General features: G+C 35.7%; 12 protein-coding genes and 1 other RNA gene. 6 read left to right on the forward strand and 7 right to left on the reverse strand.

Annotated features, from left to right (window positions below; all coding sequences use genetic code 11):
* Positions 1-513: 513 nt before the first annotated feature.
* The 5 genes from ptsP to D2K62_RS18110 all read right to left on the reverse strand — a co-directional run bounded on the left by ptsP (position 514) and on the right by D2K62_RS18110 (position 5423).
* A complete protein-coding gene (ptsP, locus tag D2K62_RS18090) occupies positions 514-2229 on the reverse strand; it encodes a phosphoenolpyruvate--protein phosphotransferase (protein WP_112181813.1) in 1716 nt (571 codons plus the stop codon).
* 6 nt (positions 2230-2235) lie between these two features.
* On the reverse strand, positions 2236-2505 hold the full coding sequence (locus tag D2K62_RS18095) for a phosphocarrier protein HPr (protein ID WP_112181812.1): 270 nt from the start codon (positions 2503-2505) through the stop codon (positions 2236-2238).
* A gap of 224 nt (positions 2506-2729) precedes the next feature.
* Complete coding sequence (pfkB, locus tag D2K62_RS18100; protein WP_112181811.1) at positions 2730-3641, reverse strand: 1-phosphofructokinase; 912 nt, start codon at positions 3639-3641, stop codon at positions 2730-2732.
* Positions 3638-4393, reverse strand: a complete 756-nt coding sequence (locus tag D2K62_RS18105) for a DeoR/GlpR family DNA-binding transcription regulator (protein ID WP_112181810.1) — start codon at positions 4391-4393, stop codon at positions 3638-3640. Before D2K62_RS18105 ends, pfkB begins: the two co-directional genes overlap by 4 nt.
* 109 nt (positions 4394-4502) lie before the next feature.
* Entirely contained in the window at positions 4503-5423 is a 921-nt protein-coding gene (locus D2K62_RS18110) for an alpha/beta hydrolase (protein WP_112181809.1), read from the reverse strand.
* A gap of 167 nt (positions 5424-5590) precedes the next feature.
* On the opposite strand from D2K62_RS18110, the gene secG reads away from it, so the two are divergent.
* The 3 genes from secG to rnr all read left to right on the forward strand — a co-directional run bounded on the left by secG (position 5591) and on the right by rnr (position 9069).
* Positions 5591-5821 (forward strand): preprotein translocase subunit SecG, encoded by a 231-nt coding sequence (gene secG / locus D2K62_RS18115; protein ID WP_112181808.1) that lies wholly within the window; start codon positions 5591-5593, stop codon positions 5819-5821.
* 162 nt (positions 5822-5983) lie between these two features.
* The gene (locus D2K62_RS18120; RefSeq protein WP_112181807.1) at positions 5984-6727 is read left to right on the forward strand and encodes an alpha/beta hydrolase; all 744 of its coding nucleotides are present in this window, start codon (positions 5984-5986) and stop codon (positions 6725-6727) included.
* 44 nt (positions 6728-6771) lie between these two features.
* Positions 6772-9069 (forward strand): ribonuclease R, encoded by a 2298-nt coding sequence (gene rnr / locus D2K62_RS18125; protein WP_112181806.1) that lies wholly within the window; start codon positions 6772-6774, stop codon positions 9067-9069.
* Between the two features lie 51 nt (positions 9070-9120).
* On the opposite strand, the gene D2K62_RS18130 is transcribed toward rnr, so the two are convergent.
* Positions 9121-9996 (reverse strand): GNAT family protein, encoded by an 876-nt coding sequence (locus D2K62_RS18130; protein ID WP_112181805.1) that lies wholly within the window; start codon positions 9994-9996, stop codon positions 9121-9123.
* 136 nt (positions 9997-10132) lie between these two features.
* Here D2K62_RS18130 and smpB point away from each other — a divergent pair, with 136 nt between their 5' ends.
* Both smpB and ssrA read left to right on the forward strand, forming a co-directional pair.
* Positions 10133-10600: an SsrA-binding protein SmpB gene (gene smpB, locus D2K62_RS18135; protein WP_112181804.1), complete on the forward strand. Its 468-nt coding sequence runs from the start codon at positions 10133-10135 to the stop codon at positions 10598-10600.
* 129 nt (positions 10601-10729) lie between these two features.
* Positions 10730-11090: a transfer-messenger RNA gene (ssrA, locus tag D2K62_RS18140) on the forward strand.
* A 255-nt stretch (positions 11091-11345) separates the two neighbouring features.
* On the opposite strand, the gene D2K62_RS18845 is transcribed toward ssrA, so the two are convergent.
* Positions 11346-11504 carry a hypothetical protein gene (locus D2K62_RS18845; protein WP_198671320.1) on the reverse strand — a complete coding sequence of 53 codons (159 nt, stop codon included), beginning with the start codon at positions 11502-11504 and terminating at the stop codon, positions 11346-11348.
* Between the two features lie 329 nt (positions 11505-11833).
* On the opposite strand from D2K62_RS18845, the gene D2K62_RS18145 reads away from it, so the two are divergent.
* On the forward strand, positions 11834-13504 hold the full coding sequence (locus D2K62_RS18145; protein ID WP_117161852.1) for a catalase: 1671 nt from the start codon (positions 11834-11836) through the stop codon (positions 13502-13504).
* Positions 13505-13688: the final 184 nt, after the last annotated feature.

Genomic DNA, 13688 nt, shown 5'->3' on the forward strand with positions numbered 1-13688 from the left:
TCTATCAAAATGTCTACAGGCATGGAAGGAAAGATCATCGCTATAAGCATAAGAGTCCTTTTGATATTCTAAATCTTGCGTATGAAAGAACCGTTAAAGCAGCATAGAACAACTGTATAAAATTTCCACAATAAAGCAGGAAACGCTTCTTATTTACCTTGTTGTAAAATAATTCAATATTTAGTAAAAAGTTGTTTGGACACTGTTTTGTTTTTCTATATTTTATCCTTAGCTTGACGGCTATGGGTTCGTGCCCACGGAAAGCGAAACTATTTTGCTGACGTAGCGAGTAAGACCAGAATGTTACGTCACAGTTGATGATAATTCCGACTTAAGCTAAGCGATGATATTGCGCAGTCTATGTTTATTTACTAATAAACAACCTATTTAAATATTGCCAAGCTATATAATGAACACACTCCAAACTGATAACAGTCAACGATTAGCTTTAATTTTTGGTGAGAAAGTTGAGTAAATAAAAAGCAATCTCCTTTTGGAGATTGCTTTTTTACTTTATTGATTTGTTTTTTCACGAATAAATGCTTCAACTTCATCTGCAGTACCCATGCTAAGTAATTCATCTTTGAAAGTAGCGAGCTCTTTCTTGGACAATCCTTTTATTTGTGTACGTGCTGCAAGAATTGAAGTTGCACTCATACTATACTCATCTAATCCAAGACCTAAGAGAATTGGAATTGCAATTGAGTCGCCAGCCATTTCCCCACACATTCCAGCCCATTTGCCTTCTGCATGTGCTGCTTCAATAACATTGTTAACAAGGTTTAAGATAGCAGGGTGGTATGGTTGGTATAGATAAGAGACATGTTCATTCATACGATCGGCAGCCATTGTGTATTGAATCAAATCATTTGTTCCAATACTGAAGAAATCAACTTCTTTAGCGAATTGACGAGCAATTACAGCAGTTGAAGGGATTTCGACCATAATACCGACTTCGATCTTATCGGAAACATTGACACCTTCGTTTAATAAGTTTGTTTTCTCTTCTTCTAATAGTGCTTTAGCTTGTCTAAACTCATCTAAAGTTGCAATCATAGGAAACATAATTTTTAGGTTCCCATATGTACTAGCACGTAGAAGTGCACGTAATTGTACACGGAAAATATCATCACGCTCTAAGCATAAACGAATAGCGCGGAATCCTAGAAATGGATTCATTTCCTTAGGTAAATCTAAGTAGCTAAGCTCTTTATCTCCACCTATATCTAGTGTACGAACTACAACTGGTTTATCACCCATTTGTTCTAAAACAGATGAATAGGCTTCAAACTGTTCATCTTCGGTTGGAAGCTGGGATTTACCCATATAAAGAAACTCCGTACGATATAGACCAACGCCTTCTCCACCATTATTAATAATACCAGCAACGTCTTCTGGTGTACCAATGTTTGCGACAAGTTCAACATGTTCTCCATCAGAAGAAACAGTTGGTTCATCTTTTAATTGCGCCCAGATTTCTTTTTGCTTTTCGAAATCTGCGTGTTTTTGTTCATACTTTGCTATTTCTTCCTTAGTTGGGTTGATAATAACCTCACCGTCAATCCCATCCACAATTGCAATTTCATCTTCAATTGCATCTGTTGTTATTGTTTTTGTTCCAACAACAGCAGGAATTTCTAATGAACGAGCCATAATTGCTGAGTGAGATGTACGTCCACCGATATTAGTGGTAAACCCTTTAACAAACTTCTTGTTTAGTTGTGCTGTATCAGATGGAGTAAGATCCTCTGCAACAACAATAACTTCTTTATCAATTAATGCTGGATCTGGAAATGATACATTTAGTAGGTGAGCCATTACACGTTTTGTTACGTCTTGAATGTCGGCAGCACGTTCCCGCATGTATTCGTTTTCCATCGCTTTAAACATGTCAATAAACATAGTAGCTGTTTCGTCTAAAGCAAATTCAGCATTAACCTGATCTGTTTTGATTTTATCTTTAATCGGATTAATCATTTCTGGGTCACTTAGTACGAGTAAGTGTGCAGAGAAAATCTCAGCATGTTCATCGCCAAGTGTTTTGCGAGCATTTTCTTTTATTTTCTCTAATTCTGTTTTGGAAATCTCAAGTGCTTTACTTAAGCGTTCCACTTCAGCTTCCACATCGTCAACTTTCTTTTTTTCAAAAGAAAGATCCGGAGCAGCCAATTTATAAACTTTAGCAATAGCAATTCCGTTTGATGCTGCGATCCCTTTGATATTACTCATTAATAATTACTCCCCTAGTCCTTCTTTTTTGATCACTTCAAAAATTGCATCTACTGCTTCTTGCTCATCAGAACCTTCCGCAACAATTTTAATTTCAGCGTCTTTTGGAATTCCTAATGACATAACGCCCATAATAGATTTTAAGTTTACTGACTTACCGTTATATTCTACTGTAACGTCTGAAGCGAAACTTCCTGCTTTATTTACAAGCACTGTTGCTGGACGTGCGTGTACACCTGTTGAATCTGTAATTTTAACTGTTTTTTCTGCTGACATGAGAAAAACCTCCTGAATTATTTATAAATTTTTATAGGTATGTTACATTACAATTTTACTCTGTTTTTAGTTGTGATTTCAAGGGTTTCTTCAAAAACGTCGCATAATTGTAAGATTCCTAAAAAAGAGGGAATTAAATATTCCAATCTTTCTATGTTATACCTACACTACAATACCATTATATGAGGGTGAAGTCCAATAACATTGCTTAACCATCTTGTTGATTAAGCTCTTTTTATTTCTACTTTATCTAATAGAGCCTCTACATCACTTTTTGTACATAAATCTGCGCTAAATGCAGTTGCACTTCCTGTAGCTACTGCATATCGAAATGTATCTTCAGCAGACTTTTCTGTGGTATATGCAGCTAGAAAGCCGGATACCATAGAATCCCCTGCACCGACTGTGTTTTTAACGGTTCCTTTAGGTGCCTTTGCAATAAAGCTTCCTTGTTCTGAGATATAAACTGCTCCATCTCCGCCCATGGAAACAATAACATTTTGAGCTCCTTGTTCGTGTAGTTTTTTGCCATATGTTACGGCATCTTCTATTGTCTCTATGTTGACATCAAATAATTCACCAAGTTCTTGTTGATTTGGTTTAACTAATAATAGTTTCGTTCCAAGTAGTTCTTTTAATCCTTGGCTAGATGTATCAGCAACCATTTGTACGCCATTAGTTTCACAAATTGCAGCTGCTTTTACGTAGAAATTAGAAGGAACTGTATTTGGGATACTACCAGCTGCAACTAAAATATCTCCTGCTTTTAAATTTCTGATTTGCGTATATAGTTCCTCTAACTGATCAGTGGAAATCGAAGGACCTGGACCATTAATTTCTGTTTCCTTATTAGACTTCATCTTCATATTAATTCTAGTAGTTCCTTGTACAGGTATGAAGTCTGTTTGCACAGTTTCTGCTTGCAACTTATTCTTAATGAAATCACCAGTAAAGTCACCAAGAAATCCAAGTGCTGTATTATTGATAGCGAGCCTTTTTAAAACACGTGAAACATTAATCCCTTTACCACCAGGGTAGTATGAAGTTTGTTCGCCACGGTTTAATTCACCAAATTGAAATTCTGAGACATGAATAATGTAGTCAATTGATGGATTTAATGTACATGTGTATATCATTCTTCTGTCACAACCTTTACGTTAGTTTTCTTTTCAAACAAATCAAGTGAAGCTTCTGTTGGTTTGTTTATGATAATTGTCGCTGCTTGTAGGTCATCAATTTTAGCAAAAGAAATCTGGTTTAGTTTTGAAGCATCTGCTACCACGAAACCATTCTGGGCTATTTTTAAAGCAGTTTTTTTTATTATTGCTTCTTCTGGATCTGGTGTTGTATAAGCATAATCACTATGGATTCCATTCACACCAAGGAAACATTTATCTAATCTATATTGCAGAAGACTTGCTTGTGCACCTTGCCCTATTAGTGCTCTTGTTGTATTTTTCACAAAACCGCCAAGTAAATACGTTTTAATATTAAGTTGACTGAGCAATTCTACATGGGTTAAGCCGTTTGTAACGACCGTTATATTCCGATCTACTAAGAATGGTATCATCTCATATGTTGTCGTTCCGGCATCTAGATAGATACAATCATTTTCCTCTATTAACGCTGATGCATAATAAGCAATCCTTTTCTTACTATCTATATGTTGTCTCGATTTCTCGGGATAACTCAATTCTTGGCTTTTTGATTGCTTTAACGTAGCGCCACCATGTATTCGAACAAGTAAATGTTGCTTTTCTAATTCACTTAGATCTCGTCTTATAGTTGATTCAGATGCCCCTGTTAAAGCTACTAATTCTTGAATGGTAACTAATTGTTGTTTTTGAATAACTTCACTGATTAATTTGTGTCTTTTCGGTGTTAACATTTTTAATCCCACCTAATTGTAAGGGCTTTATCTTTATAATAAAACAACCTACCTTTATTTTCAATCAAAAACTGCCAAAATAAATCATTATCAAGCATATTTGTGCTTTTTACCTATTTTCTAAGAGCCATTTGTGTATGTCTTCCATTACCTCTTGACGATTTATCTCATGAAGTAACTCATGTCTAGCATCTTGATAAAATTTAAAATCTATCTTATTAATGCCTTTGCTTTGGTACTGTTTAATTGTTTTGTTAACACCTTTGGTAAACTTACCAACAGGATCATTGGTTCCGCTAATAAAGAAAAACGGGAGATCTTTTGCAATAGTAGCTATTTTCTTTTGATCTTGGATGACTTCAATCCCATTAAAGAGATCATAGAAAAAGGAAGCACTAGGTATAAAACCAGTATCTGGGTCGTCAAGATAAGCCTTTACATTTCGCTGATCTCGACTAAGCCAATCGAATGCAGTTTCTCGTTGTTTAAAGTAACGTGCGTACTTTCCAAATACTACTTTATTTAAAAAGTTAGAAGGTTCATTCCATCCATGGGAGGTTATTTGTGATTTTGCAATCATTTTCCCTATTTTAGTAATGAGTTTTGGTTCAGAACCAGTTCCTGAAAGTATCACGCCTGCAAGTTGATTCGATTCTTTTAATAAATAATTGCGAACTAAAAAAGATCCCATACTATGTCCAAATAAAAATATTGGTAGAGTAGGGTGTCTCATTTTAATCATTTCAGTCAAGGTTAGTAAGTCATTTGTTGCTTTGTCAAATCCGTTTGCTTGGTCAAAATAACCAGTTCCGTATTTTTTTCCCGTTTGACCATGTCCACGATGATCATTTCCATAAACTAATATGCCGCGTTCTACTAAAAAATTTGCGAATTCATCATAACGATCGATGTGTTCTGCCATGCCATGTGCGATTTGCATGATTGCTTTAGGCTCAATAGAAGGGTTTTCCCATTGTTGATAGTAGATAGAATAGTTATCATTTGTAGTGATCCAATTTGTTCGTTTCATTAGAAATTTACCTCGCTTTATTTACAACTTTTACACTAGTATATAGTAAATTGGAATAGAGTGGCAGAACAAACCATGCTTTCTAGTAAAAATTAACTTGCGAAGTAGTTCCTATTTATGCTACATTTAGTTTATGTATTAGTGTGTCTTAGGAGGTGTACGCAACCATGCAAGGAGTTGCGATTACGTTATTAATTATTGTTGCCATAGCACTTATCGTTTTAGTATTACTTCAGTCAGGAAAAAGTGCTGGATTATCAGGAGCAATTTCTGGTGGTGCAGAGCAATTATTCGGTAAACAAAAAGCGCGTGGTATTGATGCTGTCTTGCATCGTGCTACTGTTGTAGCGGCTGTTTTATTATTTGTATTAACATTTGCAGTTGCTTACATTCTATAAGCGAAACAATGGTTATCCCCCTTACTAATTAGATAGTGAGGGGGTTTTGATTTAATCTACAAATACTATTATAAGCAGTATCTGTGAAAGTTATGTTTCTTTTTGGTAAGATTAACCCATCATACATAATAGATACAAATTAATTTGAAAGGGAGAAGAATAATGCAGATAAAAAAACCTCAGCCTTTTACGTTTGAAGAAGGAGAACGCGCGGTATTACTATTACATGGCTTCACAGGTCATACTGCAGATGTTCGTATGCTAGGAAGATTTTTACAAAAGAAAGGCTATACAACACACGCTCCTATATATCGAGGACATGGAAAAGCCCCTGAGGATCTCATTGGTGTAAGTGCTAAAGAGTGGTGGGAAGATGTTCAAATAGCCTTTCGCGAACTGAAAGATATGGGCTATCAAAAAATTGCAGTAGCAGGATTATCATTGGGTGGTGTGCTTGGTTTAAAGCTAGCATATTCAGAAGCAATTAGAGGTATTATCCCAATGTGTACACCGATGTTTTTTGATAACGAAACACAGTTGACAAAAGGCTTTCAAATTTTTTCAAAACAATATAAGGAAGTAGAAGGTAAAGATCAGGAAACAATAAAACAAGAAGTGAAAGAACTTGTCGATGAATCGCCAGAATTATTTAATCAATTAGGTGATTTAATAACAGATGTGAAAAATAATATAGATACAATTTACACACCGACATTTGTAGTGCAAGCTAAAGATGATCAAATGATCAATACTGATAGTGCAAACTTTATTTATAACAATGTGGAATCTGACCAAAAAGATATTAAATGGTATGAAGATGCAGGACATGCTATCACATTAGGAAAGAAAAAAGAGGAAGTTCATGAAGATATTTATCAATTTTTAGAATCATTGGATTGGTCTTAAACCATAATAAGCATAGACCGTTTCAATAGAAAGAGGGTGAAAGAATGAATCAAGAAAAAATGCAAGAATCAATCATGCACTATTTTCAAGAAAAAGCAACGAAACCTTTAACTGTAAAAGAGATCGAAGAAGTATTGGAGCTTCAAGATGTTGATCAATTTAAAGTGTTAGTAAAAATGCTAAATCATCTAGAAGAAAAGGGTGAATTAGTTAAAACTAGAAAAAATCGTTATGGATTACCTGAAAAAATGAATTTAATTAAAGGGCGCATTCAAATGCATGCGAAGGGTTTTGCCTTTCTAATCCCAGAAGAAGAAGGACAAGATGATGTTTATATTAACCATGCAGACCTACAATCTGCGATGAATAATGATATCGTACTTGTGCGAATTGATAGTAGAGATGAGTTTGGAAAACGACCTGAAGGTGTTGTTATTCGAATAGTTGAACGTGCTACAACACGTGTAATCGGGACATATGATGATAACGGGAACTTTGGTTTTGTCATTGCAGACGATAAGCGAATTCCGAATGATATCTTTATCCCGAAAAGTGCATCAGGCGGTGCAGTTAGTGGCCATAAAGTAATTGTGAATATTACTAAGTTTCCAGAAGAGCGAATGAGTGCTGAAGGTGAAGTAATTGAAATATTAGGACACAAGAATGATCCAGGTATGGACATTATTTCAATCATCTACAAGCATGGCATTACAGTTGATTTTCCAGATGAGGTATTGGAACATGCAAGTCAGATACCAGATGAAATAGATGAATCAGAAATAAAAAATAGACGTGATCTACGTGACGAGATGATTGTTACAATTGATGGTGCAGATGCAAAAGACTTAGATGATGCTGTAACGGTTAAGAAATTAGATAACGGTAACTTTAAGTTAGGGGTTTATATTGCGGACGTTTCTTACTATGTGGAAGAAAATTCACCAATTGATCAAGAGGCATTTGAACGAGCAACAAGTGTTTATTTAGTTGATCGCGTTATCCCGATGATACCCCATCGTTTATCTAATGGAATTTGTTCCCTGAACCCACAAGTAGATCGACTTACCCTTGGCTGTGAAATGGAAATTAATAATCAAGGTGAAGTAGTCAAACATGACATTTTCCAAAGTGTTATACGGACAAATGAAAGAATGACTTACTCCGATGTTAATAAGATTTTAACAGATAAGGATGAAGATGTTCGTGAGCGTTACCGGGAGCTTGTTCCGATGTTTGAAGATATGGAAAAATTAGCTGAGACTTTACGCGGAAAACGTTTTGGTCGTGGAGCGATCGATTTTGATTTTAAAGAAGCACAAGTAATTGTCGATACTGAAGGTAAGGCTATTGATGTAGCAATTCGTGAACGTTCTGTTGCCGAACGACTAATTGAAGAATTCATGTTAGCAGCGAATGAAACAATTGCTGAACACTTTCACTGGATGGACGTACCATTTATTCATCGTATTCACGAAGATCCAGATGAATCTAAATTACAAAAATTCTTTGAGTTTGTAGGTACATTAGGTTATGCAGTCAAAGGTACTGCTAATGAAATTCACCCTCAAGCATTGCAAAAGGTTCTGAAAAGAGTAGAGGGCGAACAAGAGGAAATGATTATTTCTAAATTAATGTTGCGGTCCATGAAACAAGCGAAATATGATCCGCAAAGTATTGGTCATTTTGGCTTAGCAACTGAATTCTACACGCACTTCACGTCGCCAATTAGACGTTATCCAGATTTAATTGTACATCGTTTAATTCGAACATATTTAGTTAACAAACAATTGGATTCTAAAACGCAACATCATTGGAAAGATAGGATGCCTGAGATTGCTAAACATGCATCAGAGAAGGAACGTGCATCTGTTGATGCAGAGCGTGAGACAGATGATTTAAAGAAAGCAGAATTTATGCAAGATAAAATCGGTGAAGAATTCGATGGTGTGATAAGTTCCGTTACAAACTTTGGATTATTTGTTGAATTAGAAAACACGGTAGAAGGCCTTGTTCACGTAAGTTATCTAACGGATGACTACTACCATTTTGATGAACGAGCATATGCCATGATTGGGGAAAGAACAGGCACTATCTTCCGTATAGGTGACGAAATTACCATTAAAGTAGCAGCTGTTAATTTAGATGAACGTGCTGTAGACTTTGAGGTTGTTGGTATGAAGCCAAGAAAATTGCGCGTATCTAGTGGGACTGGGAGTCAATCTAATCGAAATGATCGCAGAAAAAAAGATAAATCAAATGGCAATGGAAAGAGCAAAGGAAACGATAAAGGTAAAATAAAACCACCAAAAGCTTCAAAAAAGAAAAAAGGTAAAAAGAAATAATGATAAGAGGCTGTTGAAAATGTCAACAGCCTCTTATCATGTGAAGATTCATTAGTTACTATTTGTTCGATTTATCCAATTGCCGTAAAGAGCCCAACCGTCTTCTACATCAAATGCTTCTAAATTTGGAATGGAGTTAAATCCTTCTTGTGAAAAATCTAACCAAGGTCGTAGGGTCTTGGATTCTTTCTCTACATAATGATAAACCGTTTCCCAAAAACCTGGTTGTTCAAAAGCGTCATCCCAAAAATATTTTACATGTGCAAACCATTCGTGTTTTTGATCATTTCGTATAATCATAAAGCGATCTTTCGTCTGGTTTTGATAAAAGGTTGATTCTGCTAGGTGCTTATCCGTTATAAGTGCTTCAGTATATGGAAAAAGATAATAACATTCATATGGGAAAACAAGTGGTTGACTATCTGCAAAAGAACTCAATAAAGCGCGTTTTTCTTCTGGATTTACGACTTTTAACCATCTATCGCCTTTCACACCATTAAGAAGTTTAGCTTCTCGAACTGGCAAAGCGTGTAACGTTGTGATCTGTTCTAACTCTAATTTAGCTAATACGCGCTTCGCAGCATGGTTATGTATATTTGTATTGGCTCCAATCCATTTGATACTTGGATCGTTCTTTAAGTCTTCTATAATAAAAGTTAAAATTTTCGTTGCATATCCTTTTGCCATATAACGAATATCGCTACGTAACCGACCGAGCATTGCATAGCCACCAGGAAATAACGAATACCCAGCTATAGTAATCAATGTCTCATTTTCAAAAACACCGTAAACAGCATGTGTTTGGTTTTCAATAAGATCGGGGAAAATATGAACTACATAATCATCTTCTATATTTGTTTGTAGATTTTGAACGCTCGTTTGGTCATGAAGTGTTAATTTTCGAATGTGTGTTGCTTGTTCTATCATGTTTTTTGACTCCTTTCATTTTATTATCTTTTTACATAATCGCACAAAAAAACGAACCTTGTCCATTGATAAGCGTTGTCATGGTTTCATTTACCTGTTAAAATATATGTCACGTAGTTAGAGGAGGAAAACCGCCATGCCAAAAGGGACTAGCGGCAAGGTTATTGCCCAAAACAAAAAAGCAAATCATGATTTTTTAATTGAAGAAACGTTTGAAGCTGGATTAGTACTAAAAGGGACTGAAATCAAGTCTATTCGTGCAGGTCGAGTAAATATGAAAGATAGCTTTGCTAGAATAGAACGTGGAGAAGCATTATTGTATAATATGCATATCTCTACTTATGAACAAGGAAATATTCATAATCACGAGCCAACACGAACAAGAAAACTATTGTTGCACCGGAAACAAATAGATAAGTTATTTGGGGAATCACAACAAGCAGGTTATGCGATTGTGCCATTAAAAATGTATATTAAAAATGGTGTAGCGAAAGTATTGATTGGTCTAGGTAAAGGTAAGCGTAAATTTGATAAACGTGAAGACCTTAAACAGAAACAAGCAAAACGTGATATGGATCGCGCATTGAAAGATAATTTTAATTAGGTGTTAGAAGTTACCAAGGAGATATGCTTGTAATTTCGCAATTATTTGATATACTAGTAATTGTCTTAATTAAACAAACAAAATATGATATAGGCTTTTTCTAGCCATTTCGTTTTGTTCCTCTTACATGGGGACGTTACGGATTCGACAGGGGTAGATTGAGCTCAGGTTGCGTGTCGAGGTTACGGCTCGTAAAACGTTACAAGCCAATATAACTGGCAAAGAAAACAATTACTCTTTAGCAGCTGCGTAAGTAGCACTAAAGGATCCTTCCTACCATCTCCCGTGTGGTAGATCGAAGGGTCTCAAATGAAGCGGGATACGCTGATGTCCACTATCTGAGGACGGTCAGAAGAGACTAATCAGATTAGCTTCTAGGAAGCCTGTTGATAGGCTGAATAGCGAGCGAAATATAATTTATCAACTATGCACGTAGATGCCTGAGTGCCAATATCTCTGGACGTGGGTTCGATTCCCACCGTCTCCACCAATACATAATTGGTGGTTTTTATTTTGCCTTTTTTAAATAAAAATCATTAAATAAGAAAAAGTCCGTTCCAAATATTTTTTTTTAAAAAGTCTTTCTTGAGTATACTTGCCATTTCAAGGAGTTACACCACCAATATTTTTAGTGGGGGAAGGAATGGTATAATTAAGATTCACTGAATATAATTTCATACCTAAACGAAGGAGCAAAAGTGATTCTAGTATCACTTTTGCTCCTTCGAATCTTTATAAGTTTAATCTATTTTTGTTGGTCTTTGTGATAGTGTTTTAATGCTAATTTGGTTGCATAGTAAACAACCAATCCTATAACTATAAGGCTGATCAAACAACCTAGCAATCCAAGAGCCATCATTCCAAAACCATAGCCATTCATCCTTCCGCCGTAGTCTCCCATCATGGTTAATCCCTCCTATAAGTGTACATTCATGCTGTGGTTGTTAAAGTTTTGCTTATCCCTACCATCTTCACTTGCTTGTGCAAATACATAAGTTGCTATTCCACTACATGTACGAGATTCATTATTCATTTTTTCACTTTTACTATCTTCTTTCATTCCAATTCTATCATAGCTATTGTTTATATGCTTCCTATGTAAAACTTGTGTGGAGGTTGTAAAAAACCAAGGCTAGTAATTAAATATTTCATACTGTATTAAAAAAAACCTCTATTGGTAATAATAAGTAGTAAATATAATTATTAGGAGGTTATTTTTTGCTTGAGGATGAAATGAATAAAGAAAATGGTCCTGGTGGGGCAAATGATAAAAGGTTTTCAGATGATGAACAGGAAAAAACTTTAACCAATCGACAAGGTCATCCAATTAGAAATAATCAAAGTATTCGAACAGTAGGTAATAGAGGGCCATCTACTTTGGAGAATTATGAATTTCTAGAGAAAATCTCTCATTTTGATCGAGAGCGGATACCAGAAAGAGTTGTACATGCAAGAGGTGCTGGTGCCCATGGATATTTTGAGACGTATGGTAAAGTCGGTAATGAAGATGTTGAGAAATATACACGTGCAAAGGTATTCTCTGGTTCGGGTAAAAAGACACCTGTTCTTGTTCGATTTTCAACAGTGACACATGGGACTGCTTCACCTGAAACAGCAAGAGACCCACGTGGTTTTGCAGTAAAATTTTACACCGAAGATGGTAACTGGGATTTAGTAGGTAATAATTTAAAAGTGTTTTTTATACGTGATGCAGTAAAATTTCCAGATCTTGTTCATTCATTTAAACCTGATCCAGTCACAAATGTTCAAGATGGGGAGAGGATATTTGATTTTATTAGTAATACTCCAGAATCAATGCACATGATTACATTTTTGTTTTCACCTTGGGGTATTCCAGCTAATTATCGTCAGATGCAAGGATCGGGTGTAAACACATATCGTTGGGTCAATAAAGATGGTGAAGCAGTACTTGTTAAGTATCATTGGCAACCATTAAAACAAGGTATAAAGAATTTAACACAAGAAGATGCCAATGGTATTCAAGCTGAAAACTTTAGTCATGCAACACAAGATTTATACGAGGCAATTGAGGAAGGGAATTATCCAGAGTGGGAATTGTGTGTTCAACTAATGGATGAGGGTGAACATCCTGAATTAGATTTTGATCCTTTGGATGACACGAAGTTGTGGCCAGAAGACAAGTTTCCGTTTCTAAAAGTAGGTAAAATGGTATTAGATAAAAATCCGGAAAACTATTTTAATGAAATTGAACAAGCGGCTTTTGGTACAGGTGTTCTTGTTGATGGTCTTGACTTCTCTGATGATAAAATGTTACAAGGTCGAACCTTCTCCTATTCTGATACACAAAGGTATCGTGTAGGTGCCAATTACTTGCAACTTCCTGTTAATGCACCGAAAAAGCATATTGCAACGAATCAGGAAGGTGGACAAATGTCCTACCGAGTTGATCGTCCGAAGGGTTCGAATCCACATGTCAATTATGAACCTTCAACTATTGATGGTTTAACAGAAGCAAAACAACAAGGTGATTACTATAAACCATATGTTGAGGGTTACTTAACACGCGAGTCAATTGAAAGAACAAATGACTTTCAACAAGCTGGTGAAACATATCGAAAATTTGAAGATTGGGAGCGCAATGATTTAATAAATAATCTTGTTAACACATTAAAGCCTTGTGATTCCCGTATTCAACAGAAAATGATTGATATGTTCACGAAGTGTGATCAAGATTATGGACAAAGAGTTGCAGATGGACTAAAGATGAATAAAGATAAAAAAGATTCTATGGATAGTAAAGATGAAATTACTCCTACTAATGGTAAGCTTCCAAAGCATGGTGGTTCACCAATTGGTAGCACAGGTGCATCTGATGCTGTAAAAGAAGCAGAAGAAAAGGGACATGATGCAGAGCCATATTAAGCACAAGTAGGTAATAGAATATCTTTTTTTCATTAATTAAATCAAATTAATAAGAAAGAGGCTGGGACATAACTAGCCAAAATAACGAAAAAGATTCCGATCATCTTAGGAAGATGGTCGGAATCTTTTTTTGTTGGATTATTTTCAGGATTTGGTGCACCATGCGCATGCTTAGCCGTGTACT

Origin of the sequence: Paraliobacillus sp. X-1268, from assembly GCF_003426095.1 — a bacterium.
Lineage (GTDB): Bacteria > Bacillota > Bacilli > Bacillales > Amphibacillaceae > Paraliobacillus_A > Paraliobacillus_A zengyii.

Bases quoted from the DNA above. Each gene is read 5' to 3' on its own strand.
- ptsP (WP_112181813.1), bottom strand. From the start codon at position 2,229: ATGAGTAATATCAAAGGGATCGCAGCATCAAACGGAATTGCTATTGCT.
- D2K62_RS18095 (WP_112181812.1), bottom strand. From the start codon at position 2,505: ATGTCAGCAGAAAAAACAGTTAAAATTACAGATTCAACAGGTGTACAC.
- pfkB (WP_112181811.1), bottom strand. From the start codon at position 3,641: ATGATATACACATGTACATTAAATCCATCAATTGACTACATTATTCAT.
- D2K62_RS18105 (WP_112181810.1), bottom strand. From the start codon at position 4,393: ATGTTAACACCGAAAAGACACAAATTAATCAGTGAAGTTATTCAAAAA.
- D2K62_RS18110 (WP_112181809.1), bottom strand. From the start codon at position 5,423: ATGAAACGAACAAATTGGATCACTACAAATGATAACTATTCTATCTAC.
- secG (WP_112181808.1), top strand. From the start codon at position 5,591: ATGCAAGGAGTTGCGATTACGTTATTAATTATTGTTGCCATAGCACTT.
- D2K62_RS18120 (WP_112181807.1), top strand. From the start codon at position 5,984: ATGCAGATAAAAAAACCTCAGCCTTTTACGTTTGAAGAAGGAGAACGC.
- rnr (WP_112181806.1), top strand. From the start codon at position 6,772: ATGAATCAAGAAAAAATGCAAGAATCAATCATGCACTATTTTCAAGAA.
- D2K62_RS18130 (WP_112181805.1), bottom strand. From the start codon at position 9,996: ATGATAGAACAAGCAACACACATTCGAAAATTAACACTTCATGACCAA.
- smpB (WP_112181804.1), top strand. From the start codon at position 10,133: ATGCCAAAAGGGACTAGCGGCAAGGTTATTGCCCAAAACAAAAAAGCA.
- D2K62_RS18845 (WP_198671320.1), bottom strand. From the start codon at position 11,504: ATGATGGGAGACTACGGCGGAAGGATGAATGGCTATGGTTTTGGAATG.
- D2K62_RS18145 (WP_117161852.1), top strand. From the start codon at position 11,834: ATGAATAAAGAAAATGGTCCTGGTGGGGCAAATGATAAAAGGTTTTCA.